The organism is Streptomyces thermocarboxydus, from assembly GCF_024760485.1.
Classification (GTDB): Bacteria; Actinomycetota; Actinomycetes; order Streptomycetales; family Streptomycetaceae; genus Streptomyces; species Streptomyces cellulosae.
Genome location: NZ_CP058273.1, coordinates 2,234,376 through 2,252,961, shown reverse-complemented (window position 1 = coordinate 2,252,961; position 18,586 = coordinate 2,234,376). Strand labels below are relative to the sequence as shown.

At 71.9% G+C, this 18,586-nt stretch carries 19 protein-coding genes and 1 pseudogene; 15 read left to right on the top strand and 5 right to left on the bottom strand.

What is annotated here, in order from left to right:
- Positions 1–54 precede the first annotated feature (54 nt).
- Positions 55–1,008: a GTPase Era gene (gene era, locus AY578_RS10505; RefSeq protein WP_019523160.1), complete on the top strand. Its 954-nt coding sequence runs from the start codon at positions 55–57 to the stop codon at positions 1,006–1,008.
- On the opposite strand, the gene AY578_RS10500 is transcribed toward era, so the two are convergent.
- The 3 genes from AY578_RS10500 to AY578_RS10490 are packed head-to-tail and all read right to left on the bottom strand — an operon-like array spanning position 1,005 to position 3,749.
- Positions 1,005–2,330, bottom strand: a complete 1,326-nt coding sequence (locus AY578_RS10500; protein ID WP_258902288.1) for a GH1 family beta-glucosidase — start codon at positions 2,328–2,330, stop codon at positions 1,005–1,007. The two genes, era and AY578_RS10500, sit on opposite strands and share 4 nt — an antisense overlap.
- Before the next feature lie 58 nt (positions 2,331–2,388).
- Positions 2,389–2,655 (bottom strand): protealysin inhibitor emfourin, encoded by a 267-nt coding sequence (locus AY578_RS10495; protein ID WP_189901803.1) that lies wholly within the window; start codon positions 2,653–2,655, stop codon positions 2,389–2,391.
- A gap of 20 nt (positions 2,656–2,675) precedes the next feature.
- A complete protein-coding gene (locus AY578_RS10490) occupies positions 2,676–3,749 on the bottom strand; it encodes a M4 family metallopeptidase (protein WP_258902287.1) in 1,074 nt (357 codons plus the stop codon).
- Positions 3,750–4,078: 329 nt separating this feature from the next.
- Between AY578_RS10490 and leuA the strand changes: the two genes are divergently transcribed.
- Positions 4,079–5,800 (top strand): 2-isopropylmalate synthase, encoded by a 1,722-nt coding sequence (gene leuA / locus AY578_RS10485; protein WP_019523164.1) that lies wholly within the window; start codon positions 4,079–4,081, stop codon positions 5,798–5,800.
- A gap of 189 nt (positions 5,801–5,989) precedes the next feature.
- Complete coding sequence (locus tag AY578_RS10480; protein ID WP_258902286.1) at positions 5,990–6,694, top strand: TerB family tellurite resistance protein; 705 nt, start codon at positions 5,990–5,992, stop codon at positions 6,692–6,694.
- A 105-nt stretch (positions 6,695–6,799) separates the two neighbouring features.
- Here the strand turns inward: AY578_RS10480 and AY578_RS10475 are convergent, their stop codons facing one another.
- Positions 6,800–7,339, bottom strand: a complete 540-nt coding sequence (locus tag AY578_RS10475; RefSeq protein ID WP_019523166.1) for a GNAT family N-acetyltransferase — start codon at positions 7,337–7,339, stop codon at positions 6,800–6,802.
- Between the two features lie 336 nt (positions 7,340–7,675).
- On the opposite strand from AY578_RS10475, the gene AY578_RS10470 reads away from it, so the two are divergent.
- The 7 genes and pseudogenes from AY578_RS10470 to AY578_RS10440 all read left to right on the top strand — a co-directional run.
- Complete coding sequence (locus tag AY578_RS10470; RefSeq protein WP_019523167.1) at positions 7,676–8,428, top strand: SCO2525 family SAM-dependent methyltransferase; 753 nt, start codon at positions 7,676–7,678, stop codon at positions 8,426–8,428.
- A gap of 45 nt (positions 8,429–8,473) precedes the next feature.
- The gene (locus AY578_RS10465; RefSeq protein WP_019523168.1) at positions 8,474–10,318 is read left to right on the top strand and encodes an SCO2524 family protein; all 1,845 of its coding nucleotides are present in this window, start codon (positions 8,474–8,476) and stop codon (positions 10,316–10,318) included.
- 3 nt (positions 10,319–10,321) lie between these two features.
- Positions 10,322–11,239: an SCO2523 family variant P-loop protein gene (locus AY578_RS10460; RefSeq protein WP_019523169.1), complete on the top strand. Its 918-nt coding sequence runs from the start codon at positions 10,322–10,324 to the stop codon at positions 11,237–11,239.
- Entirely contained in the window at positions 11,236–12,198 is a 963-nt protein-coding gene (locus AY578_RS10455) for an SCO2522 family protein (RefSeq protein ID WP_137209689.1), read from the top strand. The genes AY578_RS10460 and AY578_RS10455 overlap by 4 nt, the downstream gene beginning before the upstream one ends.
- A gap of 1 nt (position 12,199) precedes the next feature.
- Positions 12,200–13,222, top strand: coding sequence for an SCO2521 family protein (locus AY578_RS10450; RefSeq protein ID WP_258902285.1), 1,023 nt, complete (start codon positions 12,200–12,202; stop codon positions 13,220–13,222).
- A 122-nt stretch (positions 13,223–13,344) separates the two neighbouring features.
- Entirely contained in the window at positions 13,345–14,520 is a 1,176-nt protein-coding gene (locus tag AY578_RS10445; RefSeq protein ID WP_019523172.1) for a hypothetical protein, read from the top strand.
- Positions 14,521–14,794: 274 nt separating this feature from the next.
- Positions 14,795–15,084, top strand: a pseudogene (locus AY578_RS10440) (response regulator transcription factor); the annotation flags it as partial.
- A gap of 4 nt (positions 15,085–15,088) precedes the next feature.
- On the opposite strand, the gene AY578_RS10435 reads toward AY578_RS10440, so the two are convergent.
- Positions 15,089–15,355: a hypothetical protein gene (locus AY578_RS10435; RefSeq protein ID WP_019523173.1), complete on the bottom strand. Its 267-nt coding sequence runs from the start codon at positions 15,353–15,355 to the stop codon at positions 15,089–15,091.
- 221 nt (positions 15,356–15,576) lie between these two features.
- Here AY578_RS10435 and AY578_RS10430 point away from each other — a divergent pair, with 221 nt between their 5' ends.
- From AY578_RS10430 to AY578_RS10410, 5 genes are all read left to right on the top strand, one after another.
- Positions 15,577–16,188, top strand: a complete 612-nt coding sequence (locus AY578_RS10430; RefSeq protein ID WP_258902284.1) for an ArsR/SmtB family transcription factor — start codon at positions 15,577–15,579, stop codon at positions 16,186–16,188.
- 11 nt (positions 16,189–16,199) lie between these two features.
- A complete protein-coding gene (locus AY578_RS10425; protein WP_028961161.1) occupies positions 16,200–16,391 on the top strand; it encodes a hypothetical protein in 192 nt (63 codons plus the stop codon).
- Positions 16,392–16,709: 318 nt separating this feature from the next.
- The gene (locus tag AY578_RS10420; RefSeq protein WP_019523176.1) at positions 16,710–16,925 is read left to right on the top strand and encodes a hypothetical protein; all 216 of its coding nucleotides are present in this window, start codon (positions 16,710–16,712) and stop codon (positions 16,923–16,925) included.
- Positions 16,926–16,946: 21 nt separating this feature from the next.
- Positions 16,947–17,696, top strand: coding sequence for a DNA repair protein RecO (gene recO, locus AY578_RS10415; protein ID WP_019523177.1), 750 nt, complete (start codon positions 16,947–16,949; stop codon positions 17,694–17,696).
- A gap of 43 nt (positions 17,697–17,739) precedes the next feature.
- On the top strand, positions 17,740–18,573 hold the full coding sequence (locus tag AY578_RS10410; protein ID WP_028961160.1) for an isoprenyl transferase: 834 nt from the start codon (positions 17,740–17,742) through the stop codon (positions 18,571–18,573).
- Positions 18,574–18,586: the final 13 nt, after the last annotated feature.

Below are 18,586 nucleotides of genomic sequence, written 5' to 3'. Positions count from 1 at the left end.
GACCCGGGCCCGCCTTGGTCCGAGCCGCGCCGGCGATCAGGGAGAATGGGCGGCATGAGTGTTCGTACCCAGTCATCCGAGCAGCCGGCCGACGCCGTTCACCGGGCCGGTTTCGCCTGCTTCGTGGGCCGGCCCAACGCGGGCAAGTCCACCCTCACGAACGCTCTGGTCGGGCAGAAGGTGGCGATCACCTCCAACCGGCCGCAGACCACCCGGCACACCGTGCGCGGCATCGTGCACCGGCCGGACGCGCAGCTCGTGCTGGTCGACACCCCCGGGCTGCACAAGCCGCGCACCCTGCTGGGGGAGCGGCTGAACGACGTCGTGCGGACCACCTGGGCCGAGGTCGACGTGATCGGGTTCTGTCTGCCCGCCGACCAGAAGATCGGCCCCGGCGACCGCTTCATCGCCAAGGAGCTCGCCGGGATCAAGAAGACCCCCAAGATCGCCGTCGTCACCAAGACCGACCTCGTCGACAGCAAGGCGCTCGCCGAGCAGCTCATCGCCGTCGACCAGCTCGGCAAGGAGCTGGGCATCTCCTGGCAGGAGATCGTCCCCGTGTCGGCCACCGCCGGCCAGCAGGTCGACCTGCTCGCCGACCTGCTGATCCCGCTCATGCCGGAGGGCCCCGCGCTCTACCCCGAGGGCGACCTCACCGACGAGCCCGAGCAGGTCATGGTCGCCGAGCTGATCCGCGAGGCCGCCCTGGAGGGCGTGCGCGACGAGCTGCCGCACTCCATCGCCGTGGTCGTCGAGGAGATGCTGCCCCGCGAGAACCGCCCCGCCGACAAGCCGCTGCTCGACATCCACGCCAACCTCTACATCGAGCGCTCCAGCCAGAAGGGCATCGTCATCGGCCCCAAGGGCAAGCGCCTGAAGGACGTCGGCATCAAGTCGCGCAAGCAGATCGAGGCCCTCCTCGGCACGCCCGTCTTCCTTGATCTCCATGTCAAGGTCGCCAAGGACTGGCAGCGGGACCCGAAGCAGCTGCGCCGCCTCGGCTTCTAAGCGCCCCGCCGGCACCCGTGCTGCTCCCGCAGCAGCGCGCGGTACCAGTCGTACGACGCCTTCGGCGTCCGCCGCTGCGTGTCGAAGTCCACGTGGACCAGGCCGAAGCGGCGGCCGTACCCCTCCGCCCATTCGAAGTTGTCCAGCAGCGACCACACGAAGTAGCCGCGGACGTCCACCCCCGCCTCCACCGCCCGGTGCAGCGCGCGGACGTGGCCGTCCAGGTACGTGACGCGGTCCGTGTCGTGCACGCCGTCGTACGCGCAGCCGTTCTCCGTGATGATCAGCGGGGGGAGGCGGTCCCCGTAGCGTTCACGGAACAGCGCGAGCAGTTCCGTGAGTGCTTCCGGGACTACGGGCCAGCCGAAGTCCGTCACCGGATGGCCCTCGATCTCCCTCACGGAGAAGGGGAGTTCCGCCGGCATCCGGACGCCCCCGAACTCGATCTCCGCGCCCTGCGGCGCCCCCACCCGCGTCGGCGCGTAGTAGTTGATCCCGTACCAGTCGATCGGCTCCGCGATGACCTTCAGGTCCGCCTCCACGTCCCCCGGCATCAGCTCGCCGATGCCCTCCGGGTAGCGGCCGAGCAGCAGCGGGTCGGCGAACAGGCGGTTCAGCAGCGTGTCGTAGAAGTCCGCCGCCGCCACGTCCGCCTCGTCGTCCGAGGCCGGCCACGTCGGTCCGTGGGAGTTCGCGATGCCGATGTCGGACGCCCCCGCCGCGCGCAGCGCCCGTACCGCCAGGCCGTGCGCCAGCAGCTGGTGGTGCGCCACCGGCAGCGCGTCGAACAGCAGCGAACGGCCCGGCGCGTGCACGCCCAGCGCATGGCCCAGCAGCGTGTGCTCGGCGGGCTCGTTGAGGGTGATCCACTTCGTCACCCGGTCGCCGAGGCGCGCGGCGACCCGCGCCACATGCTCCGCGAACCGCTCCGCCGTGTCCCGCTCCAGCCAGTCCAGGTCCGCCGGCAGGTCCCAGTGGAACAGCGTCGGCACCGGCCGCACCTCCGCCGCCAGCAGGTCGTCGACCAGCCGGTCGTAGAAGTCCAGCCCGCCCGCGCGCCGCACCCGCGGCCACGACACCGAGAAGCGGTACGCGTCCACGCCGAGGCCCGCGAGTAGCCCCACGTCCTCGCGATGGCGGTGAACGTGGTCGCAGGCCACCGCCGCCGTCGAGCCGTCCCGCACCGTCCCCGGCTCCGCCGTGAACACGTCCCACACCGACGGTTCACGCTCGTCGACGGCCCCCTCGATCTGGTGCGCCGAGGTCGACACACCCCATAGGAAGCCGGCCGGGAAGCGGGGGATCGGGTCAGTCGTCACCATGGCCCGGATCATCCGCACCCCGCCCGAGCCACGTCAACGCCCTTACGCAACAAGCCGGTTACGCGCCCTCCTTCAGCACCCGCCGGATCAGCGCCCGCTGCTCCTCCGTAAGCCCCGGGTCCGCGCAGTGGACCGTCCTGCCGTCCACCGTGATCGTGTAGCTGAAGCCGTCCGGGACCCCGGCCGGGGGAGTGGTCCGCCCGGCCGCCAGGGCCCGCTCGGCCAGGGCGTGCCACTCGGACGCGTCGGCCCGGCCCGAGGTGTCCACCTCGGCCTGCCGCTCGATCCCCGCGAAGCCGCCCGTGCGCCGTACCTGAATACGCATGGTCCGTGTCTAGTACGGAACTACAGCGTGCGCACCCCCACCCGCTCCCACGCCTTGGTGACCGCGTTCAGCTCCGCGCCCTCCCCGTACCGGGCGCGCGCCGCCTTCAGGGTGAGCGTCGCGAAGTCCGTGAACTGCGCGTCCTGGTCCAGCTCCCCGCCCGTCAGCACGTCGTACCAGATCTGCCCGGCGCGCTCCCATGCGTGGCCGCCGAGGGTGGTCGCCGCCAGGTAGAACGCGTGGTTGGGGATGCCGGAGTTGATGTGGACGCCGCCGTTGTCCCGGCCGGTGCGGACGTAGTCGTCCATCGTCGCCGGCTGCGGGTCCTTGCCGAGCACGTCGTCGTCGTACGCCGTGCCCGGCTCCTTCATCGAGCGCAGGGCCACGCCCGTGACGCGCGGGGCGAGCAGGCCCGCGCCGATCAGCCAGTCGGCCTCCTCGGCGGTCTGGCCCAGCGTGTACTGCTTGATGAGCGCGCCGAAGACGTCCGACACCGACTCGTTGAGCGCGCCCGACTGGCCGAAGTAGTCGAGGTTCGCGGTGTACTGCGTGACGCCGTGGGCGAGTTCGTGGCCGATGACGTCGACCGCGACGGTGAAGTCGAGGAAGATCTCCCCGTCCCCGTCGCCGAACACCATCTGCTCGCCGTTCCAGAACGCGTTGTTGTAGTCCCGGTCGTAGTGGACGGTGGCGTCCAGCGGCAGCCCGCTCCCGTCGATCGAGTCCCGGCCGAACTCCTTCAGGAACAGCTCGAAGGTGGCGCCGAGCCCCGCGTACGCGCGGTTGACGGTGGCGTTCTGGCCGGGCTCCTCGCCCTCGCCGCGCGCCTTCTCGCCGGGCAGGTCGGTGCCGTGCCCCGCGTCGTACACGGTGCGCTGCGGCGTGCCCGGCTCGGCCGCCGCGGCGCGCGTGGTGAGGGCGGGCGCGCCGACCACCGTGGTCAGCCGGCGCTGCGTGCGCTCGTAGGCGTCGCGGCGCAGGGTGCGGCGCGCGGGCCCGTGGACCAGCGGGTCCCCGGCCTGGGAGAGCCGGTCGAGGACGTGCGGCGGGACGATGGTGCAGAAGACGGGCCGGTGGCCCCCGTTCGTCGTCATGCCGGAACCATTGCACTCGGTGATCGACCTGTCACTAACCGCGACCATGACGGATGAATTTCCCCGCGATAACCGCCCGCCGCCCGCTACGGAAGTGGTATACGGCACTCTTTGTCCCGTTCATCCCGCCGATCCCGCATACTGATACGCAACCCCGCACGGTGGGCGACTCGGATAAGCTGCGGAGCATCATGCACTTCGGGCTGCTTCTCCTTAGCTGCCGCGGTGAGGGTCTGCGCTAGAGGCCGACCCCCTCCCCGCGGAGTTTGGCGCTGCGCCGTCGGCCGTCCCCCAGGACACCCCGCGGACCACCGAGGAGCCCCCGCATCATGGCGAACCGCCAGCAGCCCAGCAGCATGCCGATCCACAAGTACGGCCGGTACGAGCAGGTCGACATCCCCGACCGCACCTGGCCCGACAAGCGGATCACCACCGCGCCCCGCTGGCTCTCCACCGACCTGCGTGACGGCAACCAGGCCCTGATCGACCCCATGTCGCCCGTGCGCAAGCGCGCCATGTTCGACCTGCTGGTACGGATGGGCTACAAGGAGATCGAGGTCGGCTTCCCCGCCTCCGGCCAGACCGACTACGACTTCGTCCGCTCCATCATCGAGGACCCGGACGCCATCCCCGACGACGTCACCATCTCCGTGCTGACCCAGGCCCGCGAGGACCTGATCGAGCGCACCGTGGAGTCCCTGCAGGGCGCCAAGCGGGCCACCGTCCACCTGTACAACGCCACCGCGCCCGTCTTCCGCCGCGTGGTCTTCCGCGGCTCCAAGGACGACATCAAGCAGATCGCCGTCGACGGCACCCGCCTGGTCATGGAGTACGCGGAGAAGCTGCTGGGCCCCGAAACCGAGTTCGGCTACCAGTACAGCCCCGAGATCTTCACCGACACCGAGCTGGACTTCGCGCTGGAGGTCTGCGAGGCGGTGATGGACGTCTACCAGCCCGGACCGGGCCGCGAGATCATCCTCAATCTGCCCGCCACCGTGGAGCGTTCCACGCCGTCCACGCACGCCGACCGCTTCGAGTGGATGCACCGCAACCTCTCCCGGCGTGAGTACGTCTGCCTGTCCGCCCACCCGCACAACGACCGCGGCACGGCCGTCGCGGCGGCGGAGCTGGCGGTCATGGCCGGCGCCGACCGCGTCGAGGGCTGCCTGTTCGGCCAGGGCGAGCGCACCGGCAACGTCGACCTGGTCACCCTGGGCATGAATCTGTTTTCGCAGGGCGTCGACCCGCAGATCGACTTCTCCGACATCGACGAGATCCGCCGTACGTGGGAGTACTGCAACCAGATGGAGGTCCACCCGCGCCACCCGTACGTGGGCGACCTGGTCTACACGTCCTTCTCCGGCTCCCACCAGGACGCCATCAAGAAGGGCTTCGACGCCATGGAGGCCGAGGCCGAGGCCAAGGGCGTCACCGTCGACGACCTCGAGTGGGCCGTGCCGTACCTGCCGATCGACCCCAAGGACGTCGGCCGCTCCTACGAGGCGGTCATCCGGGTCAACTCGCAGTCCGGCAAGGGCGGTGTGGCGTACGTCCTGAAGAACGACCACAAGCTGGAACTGCCGCGCCGGATGCAGATCGAGTTCTCGAAGATCATCCAGGCCAAGACGGACGCCGAGGGCGGCGAGATCACCCCGGCCGACATCTGGGCGGTCTTCCAGGACGAGTACCTGCCCAACCCGGACAACCCCTGGGGCCGCATCCAGGTCGCCGGCGGCCAGAGCACCACCGACCACGACGGCGTGGACACCCTCACCGTCCAGGCCACGGTCGACGGCCGGGAGACCACCCTGGTCGGCACGGGCAACGGTCCGATCTCGGCCTTCTTCGACGCCCTCCAGGGCATCGGTATCGACGTACGCCTGCTGGACTACCAGGAGCACACCATGAGCGAGGGCGCCTCCGCGCAGGCCGCCTCGTACATCGAGTGCGCCATCGGCGACAAGGTGCTGTGGGGCATCGGGATCGACGCGAACACCACCCGCGCCTCGCTGAAGGCGGTCGTCTCCGCCGTCAACCGCGCAACCCGCTGAGCAGCCTGCTCGAGCGAATCCGGGGCCCCGTCCGCCGTCACGGCGGGCGGGGCCCCGGCGTCGGTTACCGGCCAACACCTGTGATGGTCACGGAAAGGTCTCGTCCCGGGTACTGACTCCGCCTCCCGGATGTGGCTAACATCACGCAAGCGCGGCGACGGAGCTGTGTGGCGTTGATGGAGGTGCGACGTGCTGCCAGAACAGGGACCCGACGGCCGTACCGCTGCCGCCGGACGTGCGCGCCGCCTGGTCGGCACCCGCACCGCCTGGACCGCCGTCGGCGACGGGGAGTTCTTCTGCCCGAACTGCGGCGGCGACCGCAACTACCAGCGGCTCACCGGACGCCGCCGGTTCACCGTGCTGGGCGTGCCCGTGCTGCCGCGCGGGGTGTGCGCGCCGACCGTGGAGTGCGCCGCCTGCCGGGGCCACTTCGGCACCGACGTGCTGGACCACCCCACCACCACCCGCTTCTCCGCGATGCTGCGGGACGCCGTCCACACCGTCGCCCTCGCCGTGCTCGCCGCGGGCGGCACCTGCTCCCGCGCCGCCCTGGAGACCGCCGCCGCCGGGGTGCGCGCGGCCGGCTTCGAGGACTGCACGGAGGAGCAGCTGGCCGCGCTGGTCGAGGCGCTGGAGGAGGACACCGGCCGGTTCACCGGTGAGCCCTGCGTGGCGGGTCTCTCCATCGAACTGCACGAGGCGCTGGACCCGCTGGCCCCGCACCTGGCCGGACCCGGCCGCGAGTCGATCCTGCTCCAGGGCGCGCGGATCGCCCTGGCCGACGGCCCGTACACCCCCGCGGAACGGGACGCCCTCGCCACGGTGGGCGCGGCCCTCACGATCTGCTCGGACGACGTCGGCCGCCTGCTGGCGGCGGCGCGGACACCGTCCTGAACCAGGCCGGTCTCCGGCGGACGCCGTCCTGAACAGACCGGTCTCCGGCGACGCGTCCGGGCCCGGTCCGTGTCGCGCGGTCGCCGTCCTGACGCGTCCGCCCGTCTAACACAGCTCCAGTCGCAGAACCTGCCGGTGCTCGCCCGGCCCGAAGTAGTCCCGGCGCAGGCCCCCGTCCGGCTCCTCCGGGGTGAAGCCCAGGGAACGGTAGAGGAGGATCGCCGCCCGGTTGGCGGGCTCCACGGTCAGGCGCACCGTGTCGATGCCGTCCTGTCGGAGCCGCGCGAGGATCTCCGTCATCAGCTCCCGGCCCAGCCCGTGCCGGCGGTCCCCCTCGGTCACGCACAGACCGAGGATCCAGCTGTCCCGGCCGAACGCGGTGGTCGCGGCCAGGACGTAGCCGCGCAGCCCGCCCGCGCCGTCGTCCAGCACCAGGAAGTGCTGGGCGTAGACGTCGTACAGCTGGCGGAGCAGGAAGGCGGGGTAGGCGACCTCCTGGAACACCTCCTCGTCGAGCCGGCGCAGCTCGGGCAGATCGGACTCGAGGGCTCCCCTCAGCACCAGGCGTCCCGGCTCCGGGAACCCCTCGGGTCCCGCGAGCCGACCGTGCCGGTCCAGGGTGCGCTCCAGCGGTTCGGCGGTCATGCCACCCCCCAGTCGGGACATGCGGATGCGTCAACGCCAAGACACCGGCGTTCACCCGGAAGGGATTGCTGCTTCCGGTGGCGGCCGGTGGCGTCTCTGGTTAGAGTGAGCCGTCAACTCACCGCGTGCAAGGGCGAGTTCAGGGGTGCACGGACCACCGGCGTGCGCCTTCCGTGCGCCCGTCGACGAGGAACGGCGTGTTCCTGGCTGTCTCCGCGTGCCACTTCGGCCTACCGTGCGAGAACCGGAGATGCTGCTTCACCTGCCGACGTTCAGCGGAACGGCGCAGACAGGGCACTCGGTCTTGTCCGACACTGAATGGAACGCGGCAGGGTGATGATGGACCGTAACGCCGACGCCCCGTGGGCGAAGTTCGATCCTGAGGCGTACGTCGACGCGAACTACCGCAGCCCCCTCGAGGTCGATCTGCTGATCGTGCGGCTGATGCGCGACTACTTCGGCAAGTCCTTCACGGACGGGGCCCCGCGCACCGCCCGCGGCGTCGACGTGGGCGCCGGGGCCAACCTCTACCCGGCGCTGTCCATGCTGCCCTGGTGCGAGAAGGTCCTGCTCCTGGAGTACGCGCAGCCGAACGTGGAGTACCTGGAGAAGCAGGCGTCACCCGCCGGGTTCGACACCGTCTGGGACCCCTTCTGGGACCAGTTGCGCGAGCACCCCGCCTACGCCGCCGTCGAACCCCGCGGCCGGTTCGGGGAGATCGTCCGCGTCGAGCGCGCCAACCTCCTCGACCTCGACGGCCAGCGCCGCTGGGACATCGGCACCATGTTCTTCGTCGCCGACTCCATGTCCGAGTGCCCCGAGGAGTTCCGCCGCGGCGTCACCTGCTTCATGGGCGCGCTGAACGAGGGCGCCCCGTTCGCCACCGCCTTCATGAAGGAATCCGTCGGCTACCAGGTGGGCGACCACCGCTATCCGGCCTACCGGGTCAACGAGGAGCGGGTCCGCGAGAGCCTCGCCGACTGGGCCGACGACCTGGAGATCCACGATCTGCACCACATGGTGCGCGAGGGGCACGAGGGCATCATTCTCGCCCTCGGACGGCGAAATTCGGCGATTGCGGACACGTAGGAACGGGGACCATGTCTGCACACGATCTGTACGAGGGGTAGGGGGATGCAGATCAAGCCACGCCAGCATCTGCTGGACATCTGGCGGGCCGCGGCCCGCCACTCGTTCGACGACGGCAAGCTCGTGTGGGGGGACACCGACGGGCTCAGCAGTGTCGCGGACGCCGAGCGGCTGCTCTGCCTGCTGTACCCCGCCACCGAGATCCCCGCGTTCCGCCTGGACCAGCCCGACACCACCGAACGGGACGTGCTCCAGGCGCTGGAGCGCGTCGGCAGCAGGCTGGAGATCCCGCCCAACGTGATCGCCGCGCTGACCCAGTTCATGCGCACCCACACCGGCCCCGACGACGCCCCCACCTTCGCCGGCGGACCGTACTTCAAGACCGTCGACCCCGACCTCGAACTGAGCTATGAACAGGGCAAGTTAGGCGTCGTCGACTCCTACTCGATGTCCGTCACGCTCTGCCTGGCGACCCTCGGCTTCCTCAAGGTCTACGAGAGCAGCACCACCCGCCCCGACGTGCGCCGGGCGCTCGGCGAACTCCGCGAGGCCACCAGCCTCCGCCTCACCGCCGCCATGGTCAGCCTGCTGCGCTCCTTCGCGGTCAACGTCTTCGACGCCGAGTCCGAGCAGGGCCGGCGGCTCATCCAGGTCATCGGCCAGAACCGGCACTCCGACCGGGCCGTCCTCCAGCAGTTCGCGCGCCGCTTCCGGCCGCTGCGCGCCACCATCATCGAAAGCCTCAGCCGCGGCATCGAGGTCGACGAGTCCATCCGAGACGAGAGCCAGCTCTTCGAGTGCGGCTGGGCCTGGGGCGTCGTCAAGGACGCCCCCAAGGTCACCGACCTCGACACCCCGGTGCCCGGCCAGCCCGACGGCATCGCCGACCGGCTGCCCTACGTGTACTTCACCGTCGTCGCCCTCGACGGCATCCAGGACCTCTTCTCCGAGCGCACCCTCACCCTCGGACTGCTGGACGCCGACCAGCAGAAACTCGCCGAGGCGCTGCGGCTGCGCTGGGAGCTGAGCCAGCAGTACTGGTCGGCCGTCGCCCGCTTCGGCACCGAGCGCTGGCCCCTGGAGGACCTGCCCTGGCAGACCACCGGACTGCGCCTGGAGTCCGAGTACTTCTCCCTCACCGTCGCGGCCATCCTCGTCCACGACCTGGTGCGCCGCAGGGCCACCGACGACGACCTCACCCGCACCGTCTCCATCATGGAGCGGCTCGCCGACAGAGGCCGTGTCACCAGCCGCATGACCAGGAACGACCCGGTCGTCCGGCTGCACGACCCGGGTGTGCTGATGCCGCTCGCCGGGTCCGAGCGCTCGGGGTCACGGCTCCAGTGGCGCATGACCGACTTCTCCGCCCAACTGCTCAAGCGGACCGTGCAGCTCGCCGAGCTGTCCCGGAACATCGAGGCGCAGGACCGGCTGCTGCGCCTCGCCGAGCAGACCTTCGAGCACCTGTGGAGCCGCAGGATCGAGGACGGCCACGGCGCCGGCCTCTGGGACGACGTGCGCGCCGTCTTCCCGGACGCCAAGGACGTCAACCGCCGCCTGTCCTGGAGCGTCACCGAGCGCGTCACCGAGTGCCTGGTCGCCGCCCGCAACCTGTACGAGCAGGAGCCCATCCGCAGCCCCGACCTGGCCGACCTGGCCCGGGACCTGCTCAGCGAGGCCACACACCTGTTCGGCAGGGAGCAACTGGAGGCGTCCACCGGCGACGACGGCAGCCGCGCCCGGGCGATGCGGAGCATAGAGAACCGTCTCGACCACGCCCGCGGCCTCGTCGACGAGCGGCCCGCCACCGCCTTCGCGCTCGCCCTGCCCGTCCTGCGGGAACTCGACACCCTGGCCCAGGCCCGGGACGCCGCCGCGCAGGAGGGCTGAGCCGTGCTCGTCTTCGCGGCCTCCGACAAGGGAGGCACGGGCCGCTCGGTCACCAGCGCCAACCTGGCCTACCAGCGCGCCCTCACCGGCGACCACGTCGCCTACGTCGACTTCGACTTCGGCTCGCCCACCGCCGCCGCCGTCTTCGACGTGCCCAGCGCCCTGCGCGGCACCGAGGAACGCGGCCTGCACTCCTACCTGGAGGGCGAGGTCACCGAACCGGCCAGCATCGACATCTGGCGGCACACCGAGCACCCGGTGCTGCGCGCCCGGCAGAACCAGTCCGGGCGGCTCGTCCTCTACCCCGGCGACGCGGGCGGCGGCGAGTTCGCCACCGGCGAGGAGGCGCTGGAGCGCTGCGTCGACCTGCTGCTGCGCCTCAACAGCGAGTTCGACCTCGTCATGGTCGACCTCAGCGCCGGCCGCAGTTACGCCGTCGACCTCGTCCTCGCGGCCACCGCGCACCCGCAGATGCGTCATGTCTCCTACCGCTGGCTGGTGTTCCACCGCTGGACCCGACAGCACGTCATCGCCGCCGCCGGCCTGGTCCACAAGGAGAACGGCATCCTCCGCGGCGGCGTCGACCGCGGGCACGACGAGCACACCCTCCAGGGCAACATCCGCTTCGTACGGGCCGCCGTGCCCGACCCGGAGTCGGCCATGTGGGCGCAGGGCTCGCCCGCCCAGGCCGCCTGGATGCAGTCCTGCAACCGGGCGCTGCGCCGGCTCGCCTCCGACCAGCACATCGGCGACAGCGTGGTGCTCGGCACCGTGCCGCTGGAGCCGATCCTGCAGTGGCGGGAACAGCTGATCACCGAGGAGGACGTCCTCGCCACCCAGATCGCCAACAAGGAGACGCTGGAGGCGCTCGAGGAGATCGCCCGGCGCCTCACCGACGACGCGTACTGGGGGCTGTTATGACCGAAGCGGTGTTCCGTGAGACCACCGCCGAACCCCGCACCCAGGCGGTCCCCCTCTCCCACCTCTCCCTGGAGCTGGGGCACCTCTACATGGAGGACTTCGAGGCGGGGCCCGAGCATCTGCGCCGGCACTTCGCGCGGGTCCGTCCCTGGGCCGAGGCCGCCCGCGCCGTCGCCGCCGACCGGGCCGGCGGGCGGCGCGCCCGGATCAGCACCTGCTTCCTGATCGACGACTACTTCACCCGGTTCGCGAGCCCCGCCGAGGTCGTCCCCATGCTGCTGGAGGAGGCCGAGCGCGCCGGGCTGGCCGTGGACTACCTCGCCCGCGAGTCCGCGTGCGCCGTCAGCGGGAAGGTGCCCGTCGCCGAGGCCGTGGCCGCGCGGATCGTCGAGGAGCCGCCGCCCGGCAGCTACGGCAACCGCCCGCCCGCCGCCCAGACCGGCTGGCTCGCCAACGGTGTGCGCAGCCCCACCGCCCGCGCCCCGCAGGCCATGCGGAAGGTCGCCGCCTGGGAGCCGCCCCGCGAGACGGCCGCCCGCCGCCACTCCGTCTTCCTCGACGTCGAGCTGTGGAACGAGACGCCCGACGGGGAACGCCTGTGGTCCTGCCCCTTCCTGGCCGCCGTGTGGCAGCTCGCCCGCCTCGGACTGCTGCGCCACCAGGGCGAGGCCGTCTTCGAACCGCAGCCGCACACCGGCGCGTTCCCCGACGAGTGGGACGACCTGCCGCCGCTGGTGCGGCTCGGCGAGCGGGCGGACCCGTTCGCCGCCTACCGCACCTGCTCGGTGCTGCCCGGCCGCTTCCTGCCCGTCGAGCACGCCGTGCGGGTGATCCTCGACCAGACCGACGTGGACCGGGACGCCCTGCGCCAGGCCGCCGAGCGGTCCGCGGGCGAAGGCGTGCCCGTCCCCGGCCCGGTCGCCGACCGCGTCTCCTACGTCTACTGCGAGGAGACCTGAGATGCCGGCCCCCGGTGCACCGCCCGCCACCGCCGCGCCGCGCACCGTGCTGGCCTCCGGCGAGGTCCGCACCTGCCTGCTGCCCGCCGGGCAGGCCCTCGACAGCCGCGCCGCCGCCCAGTTGCTGCGGCTGCGCGCCGACGAGCGGGTCCTGGTGTCCGAGCGCCCCAACCTCTACGGGCGCTCCCCGGACACCCTCACCGGCGTCGACTGCCCGCTGCCCAGCGCCGGCGGCGCCCGGGTCCGCGCCGTCGGCACGGTCGCCGCGCGCGCCGCGCTCACCGAGGGGCGCGTCCTGCAGACCTCGGCGTACTTCACCCTCCCCGCCTCCGGGCCCGACCGCCGCCGCCCCTGGGGCGACTACCTGGTGCGGCCCGCGGTGGTCGAGCCGCTCGGGAAGCTGCCGTACGACGCCGTCGCCGCCGGTCTGCTCGACGGCGGGCGCCACGGCGACCTGGACCTGGGGCTGATCGCCGGGGGACTGCTCACCCGGCTGCTGCGGCACCCGCTGCTCGACCAGCGGCCGCCGCTCAGGTCCCGGCAGACCCGGCTGCGCTGGGTGGCGCTGACCGCGCCGGCGGGCGAGGCGCCGGCCCTGGAGCGGTTCACCCTCGCCGAGGACGAGCTGCGCACCGTACGGCTGCGCGTCCCGGAGGACATCCCCGCCGCCGACCTGGCCGGGCTCTGCGAGGACCTGGCCCTGCACGACTGGCTGCTGACCACCCTGGTCCGCGTCCTCGACGGCATCCGCCTCGGCCCCGCCGCGCCCGGCACCTGGCCCCGTACCGCCGGGGACGGCGAACTCCCGCCAACGGTAAGGGCGTTGCGGCCTGCCGTCGACCATCTGCTGCACCTGTGGATGCCGCGGGCCCGTGTGTCCGGGCGGCTGGCCCCGCTGTGGGAGGCGCTGGAGGAGCGGCCCGGGTTCACCCGGCAGTGGCTCGCCCTGGTCCAGCGCGTCCGGGACCAGCTCACCCTGCACGCGATCCCGCCCGTGCACCGGGAGGTGGAGCCCGCGCCCTGAACGCGACCCGGCCCCGAACCCCTGCCCGCGAGACGCCCACCAGCCGTGAGCGGCCTCGTCCGGACCCCCACGCACAGTCCGCATCCCGAACCGACGTGTTTCCCAACGGGGGGAGAAGCGAGATGAGCACGGCACAGACACCCCAGCCCGACGACACGGCCGGCCCGCCGGGCGCGGTGGGCACACCCGAACACCCCGAGGACCGGACGCCCAGGACGCCCGGCGCCCCGGACGCCACCCGGTCCGACGGTCAGGCCGAGCGTCCCGACCCCGTCCCGTGGCGGCGCAGGCTGCTGGTGGGCCTGGTCGCCGGACTGCTCACCTGGGGCCTCGCCGCGCTGCTCAGCCCGGAGGACGGCGCGGCACGGCAGCTCGGCGCCGCCGCCCTGGTCGCCGTCGCCGCCGTCGCAGTCCAGCACCTCGTGCTGGTCCCGGACCGGGCGGCCGAGGAGCGGGCCCGGCGCGCGGAGAGCCTGCTGGCCGAGACCGCCGCCACCGTCCGCGGCGGCTTACGGCGCTACGACGAACTCCAGCACGGGCTGACCCGGCACACCGAGGACATGAAGCAGCTCGTCGAGACGCGCCTGGTGCCGCCGCCCCGCCCGGCCGAGCCCGCACCGCCGGCGCCGCCGCTGGTGCGCATCGAGTCCGTGTCCGACCTGGCCGCCAACTTCGCCGAGGTCCTCTCGCCCGGCCTGCCGATCCTCTCCACCTTCGTCCGGCTGGAGATGCAGCGGGTGATCGGACACCTCAGCGACCTCACCACCCTCACCGCGGAGTGCCCGGGCGAGAACCACGACTGGATGCTCACCCTCACCCGGGCCGCGGAGAAGTCGATCTGCGCCACCAGCACCTCCGTCGACCGGACGTTCTGGAACAGCGAGCCCGCCAGCCGCTATCTGCACGCCCAGGCGGAGGCGATCGAGCAGGGCGTCCCGGTGCGCCGGCTGTTCCTGCTGGAGAGCGCCCGGGAGCTGGACGACCGGCTGCTGCGGCTGTGCGAGGAGCAGGAGGTGCTGCACATCGAGGTGCGCGTGGCCGTCCTGCCGGAGCTGCCGCCGCATCTGCTGCGCGGCACCACCAACGACTTCATCGTCTACGACGAGGCCGTGTCCTTCGAGATCGACCAGGACCTCCGCGACGTCAACATCCGGACCCGGCTGATCGCCCGTCAGGACCACGTGCACGACCGGATGAAGCGCTTCCGTGAGCTGTGGGAGGCCGGCATGAGCCTGCGGGAGCTGGAGATCCGGGTCGACGACGAGGAGGACGGCACCTGGATGGTCGACCGGGGCTGACCTCCCGCCGGGCCCGGCCGCTACTCCCGGGGGAGTAACGGCCCCGTCCCGGCCGCCCGCCGCAGTACCCGCCGTTTCGGTCCCAGGCCGGACGTCCCGGCTCCCCGCCGCCGGAAGGCTGGACAGCAGATCCAGTGGACCGGACCGGAGGGGAGCCGAGGCTCATGGGAGCAGTCAGGACAGGCGCACGGGGGGCGGCGGGCCGTGCCCTGGGCGGTGGTGGGACTGTGGGTGGCGGCGCTGGTGCTGCTCGGGCCGCTCGCCGGGAAGTTCAGCGGCGCGCAGCAGAACCGGGCGGTCGACTACCTGCCCGCCGGCGCCGACTCGACGCAGGGCGGCGCCGGTCACGGCGGGCCCCGACTGCCTCTCCGACCGGGAGCGGAGGTGCTGACGCTGGTCGCGCGCGGCCTCAACAACACGGAGATCGCCGAGACGCTGGGGCTGAGCCCGCTCACCGCGAAGACCCATGTGAGCCGCACGATGGGCAAGCTCGGCGCCCGCGACCGGGCCCAACTGGTGGTCGTGGCCTACGAGTCGGGCCTGGTCGCCCCGGGCGCCGGCTGAGCCCCTACAAGGTGTGCTGGAGCCAGCGCTGGATGGTGCTGTTGATCCCGGCGGACAGCGCGCTCAGGTGCTCGATGGCCTCGCGGTCCTCGGGCCGCGGCGGGATGCCCGCGGCGGTCAGGGCGGCGTGCAGGTCGAGGCGGCGCCGGTCACGCGGGTCGATGAGGGCGCCGACACGGGTGGCCGGGTCCGGCGGGGCCAGCAGGTAGTCGGCGCCCGGCTGCCCGGCGGCGGAAGGATTCGGTCCGTACTCGAAAGCGGGGGCGGTCATGTCGCTCTCCTCACCGAAGGAGTGTCGGTTCGCAGGAGAGGAGAGCGGGGCCGCACGTCCCGGTTGCACCCCTGCGGAAACGTCACGCCTTCGGCGTCATCGGCATATGGTCCGCATGCAAAGAACCCGCTGCAAAGAACGCGATGCAAAGAACGCGATGCAAAGAGAGGTTTGCAAAGGAACCCTTGCAACGGGTTCTTTGCATGTCTATCCTCGGACGCATGGACAAGCCCGAGACACCGCAGGAACCGAACGAGTCCGAGCACCCCCGGCTGCACCAGCTCGACGCGCGCTCCCTGCGCGGTCTGGCGCACCCCCTGCGGATGCGGCTGCTGAGCGCCCTGCGGCGCGGCGGCCCCGCCACCGCGTCCCAACTGGCCGAGAAGCTCGGCGAGTCCAGCGGCGCCACCAGTTACCACCTGCGGCAGCTCGCCGCCCATGGCTTCGTGGAGGACGCGCCGGAGCGCGGCAAGGGGCGTGAGCGGTGGTGGAAGGCCGCCCACGAGGGCGTGAGCTTCGACGAGACCCTGCTCCGGGACGGCGACCCGGAGGTCCGCGGGGCCGCCGACCTGTTCCTGCACGAGGTGGCGAACACCCACACGCGGGAGGTCGCCACCTGGCTCGGCACGTCCGCCGAGTGGCCCGAGGCCTGGCGCCGGGCCGCGGACATGAGCGACCTGACGCTGCGCCTCACCCCCGACCAGGCGGCGGAGCTCGTCCAGAGGATGCACGCCCTGGTCGACAGCTACCGCGACCGCGCCCCCGCCGACGGGACGCCGGACGCCGAGCAGGTCCGCGTGCACACCCACCTCTTCCCCACCCGTACGGCATGAGAGGCAGCCCCATGCATCCGACGAGCTTCCCGGACCTGCACCGGGTCCGTGCCGCGGACCTCCGCGCCGAGGCGGACGCGTACCGTCTCGCCGTCGCGGCGGCGCCTCCGCGCGGACTGCGCACGCGTCTCGGCTGGACGCTCGTGGACGTCGGGCTGCGGCTCGTCGCCACGCCCCGGACACCCGCCTCCGCCTCGTTCTGACGTCGTTCCGGCGCGAATTCGGAAAAGCGCAGAACGGGGTCGGCTTTTCCCGTATTTTCTTCGGCGAAAAGCGCCCCGTCCGTACGTTCCTCCGCTTGTCGCCCGCATTCCGGCACACCGGAAAACCGGTCCACCGCCCCGCACCGCACCTGCGGAAACTCCGTAAGTCCAGACACCTGACGTCACATGTGTGACATGAAGCGTGAATTCGTCAGGGGCGGGAATCACGGTCTCGGAACACCAGTCGGCGGGATGCGCAGGGGAAGCGGAGGACGTGGTGAAAGAAATGCGGGAGGCGTTCCGGGCGGCGGTGGAGCGGTGAAGCCGCCCGTCGGTGCGTACGTCGTGGACACCCGCGCCGAGCGGCTCGGCATCGTCATGGGGCACGAGGGCCCCTACGTGCAGCTGCGGCCGTACGGCGGCGGACGGGAGTGGGACGCCGACCCCCGGGCCGTACGGCACGCGACCCCCGAGGAACGGCTGCGCGCGGCCACCGCGTACGCCGACGCCAGGAGTCGCGGCGAGGTGCCGTGAACGTGCGGGACAATGGCTGCCATGAGTCTGTTCCGCGACGACGGCATCGTGCTGCGCACCCAGAAGCTGGGTGAGGCGGACCGGATCATCACCCTGCTCACCCGCGGTCACGGGCGGGTGCGCGCCGTGGCGAGGGGCGTGCGCCGGACCAAGTCGAAGTTCGGCGCGCGCCTGGAGCCCTTCTCGCACGTGGACGTGCAGTTCTTCGCCAAGGGCAGCGAGCTCGTCGGACGCGGCCTGCCGCTGTGCACGCAGAGCGAGACGATCGCACCGTACGGCGGCGGCATCGTCACCGACTACGCGCGCTACACCGCCGGCACGGCCATGCTGGAGACCGCCGAGCGGTTCACCGACCACGAGGGCGAGCCGGCCGTCCAGCAGTATCTGCTGCTCGTCGGCGGACTGCGCACCCTCGCCCGGGGCGAGCACGCCCCGCACCTGGTGCTCGACGCGTTCCTGCTGCGCTCCCTCGCGGTCAACGGCTACGCGCCCAGCTTCACGGACTGCGCGAAATGCGGCATGCCAGGACCGAACCGCTTCTTCTCGGTCGCGTCGGGCGGAACCGTGTGCGCCGACTGCCGCGTCCCCGGGAGCGTCGTACCCTCGCCGCAGGCCCTCGAACTCCTGGGCGCACTGCTCACGGGAGACTGGGCCACCGCGGACGCCTGCGAGGCACGGTACGTCCGGGAGGGGAGCGGGCTCGTGTCCGCCTACCTCCACTGGCATCTGGAGCGCGGGCTGCGCTCGCTCCGGTACGTCGAGAAGCAGTAAGCCCCCCTCAGCACGAGGACCAGCACGAGGAGACGAGAGACACATGGCCGTACGCGGATTCCTGGGGCGGCAGCGCCGGGAGTACAGGACCCCGGAACCGCACCCCTCCGGCGCGCGGCCCCCGAAGCTTCCCGGGGAGCTGATCCCCAACCATGTGGCGATCGTCATGGACGGCAACGGGCGCTGGGCGAAGGAGCGGGGTCTGCCCCGCACCGAGGGGCACAAGGTCGGCGCCGAGCGCGTGCTGGACGTGCTGCAGGGCGGCATCGAGATGGGCGTGGGCGCCATCTCGCTCTACGCCTTCTCCACCGAGAACTGGAAGCGGTCGCCCGACGAGGTGCGCTTCCTGATGAACTTCAACCGGGACTTCATCCGCAAGACCCGCGACCAGCTCGACGAGCTGGGCATCCGGGTCCGCTGGGTGGGCCGTATGCCCAAGCTGTGGAAGTCCGTCGCCAAGGAGCTTCAGGTCGCCCAGGAGCAGACCAAGGACAACGACCGGCTCACCCTGTACTTCTGCATGAACTACGGCGGCCGCGCGGAGATCGCCGACGCCGCGAAGGCGCTCGCCGAGGACGTGAAGGCGGGCCGCCTCGACCCGTCGAAGGTCGACGAGAAGACGCTGCGGAAGTACCTGTACTACCCGGACATGCCGGACGTGGACCTGTTCCTGCGGCCCAGCGGCGAGCAGCGCACCTCGAACTATCTGCTGTGGCAGAGCGCCTACGCCGAGATGGTCTTCCAGGACGTGCTGTGGCCGGACTTCGACCGGCGCGACCTGTGGCGGGCGTGCCTGGAGTTCGCCTCGCGCGACCGCCGGTTCGGCGGGGCCATCCCCAACGAGGAGCTGCTGGCCATGGAGGGCCGCCAGTCCTGACCCGGCCTGCGCC

What these genes read in the sequence shown, in the direction of transcription:
- AY578_RS10455 (WP_137209689.1), top strand. Translation starts at nt 11,236, where the DNA reads ATGACCGAAGCGGTGTTCCGTGAGACCACCGCCGAACCCCGCACCCAG.
- era (WP_019523160.1), top strand. Translation starts at nt 55, where the DNA reads ATGAGTGTTCGTACCCAGTCATCCGAGCAGCCGGCCGACGCCGTTCAC.
- AY578_RS10475 (WP_019523166.1), bottom strand. Translation starts at nt 7,339, where the DNA reads ATGACCGCCGAACCGCTGGAGCGCACCCTGGACCGGCACGGTCGGCTC.
- leuA (WP_019523164.1), top strand. Translation starts at nt 4,079, where the DNA reads ATGGCGAACCGCCAGCAGCCCAGCAGCATGCCGATCCACAAGTACGGC.
- AY578_RS10430 (WP_258902284.1), top strand. Translation starts at nt 15,577, where the DNA reads ATGGACAAGCCCGAGACACCGCAGGAACCGAACGAGTCCGAGCACCCC.
- AY578_RS10450 (WP_258902285.1), top strand. Translation starts at nt 12,200, where the DNA reads ATGCCGGCCCCCGGTGCACCGCCCGCCACCGCCGCGCCGCGCACCGTG.
- AY578_RS10490 (WP_258902287.1), bottom strand. Translation starts at nt 3,749, where the DNA reads ATGACGACGAACGGGGGCCACCGGCCCGTCTTCTGCACCATCGTCCCG.
- AY578_RS10445 (WP_019523172.1), top strand. Translation starts at nt 13,345, where the DNA reads ATGAGCACGGCACAGACACCCCAGCCCGACGACACGGCCGGCCCGCCG.
- AY578_RS10425 (WP_028961161.1), top strand. Translation starts at nt 16,200, where the DNA reads ATGCATCCGACGAGCTTCCCGGACCTGCACCGGGTCCGTGCCGCGGAC.
- AY578_RS10470 (WP_019523167.1), top strand. Translation starts at nt 7,676, where the DNA reads ATGATGGACCGTAACGCCGACGCCCCGTGGGCGAAGTTCGATCCTGAG.
- AY578_RS10435 (WP_019523173.1), bottom strand. Translation starts at nt 15,355, where the DNA reads ATGACCGCCCCCGCTTTCGAGTACGGACCGAATCCTTCCGCCGCCGGG.
- AY578_RS10410 (WP_028961160.1), top strand. Translation starts at nt 17,740, where the DNA reads ATGGCCGTACGCGGATTCCTGGGGCGGCAGCGCCGGGAGTACAGGACC.
- AY578_RS10465 (WP_019523168.1), top strand. Translation starts at nt 8,474, where the DNA reads ATGCAGATCAAGCCACGCCAGCATCTGCTGGACATCTGGCGGGCCGCG.
- AY578_RS10500 (WP_258902288.1), bottom strand. Translation starts at nt 2,330, where the DNA reads ATGGTGACGACTGACCCGATCCCCCGCTTCCCGGCCGGCTTCCTATGG.
- AY578_RS10495 (WP_189901803.1), bottom strand. Translation starts at nt 2,655, where the DNA reads ATGCGTATTCAGGTACGGCGCACGGGCGGCTTCGCGGGGATCGAGCGG.
- recO (WP_019523177.1), top strand. Translation starts at nt 16,947, where the DNA reads ATGAGTCTGTTCCGCGACGACGGCATCGTGCTGCGCACCCAGAAGCTG.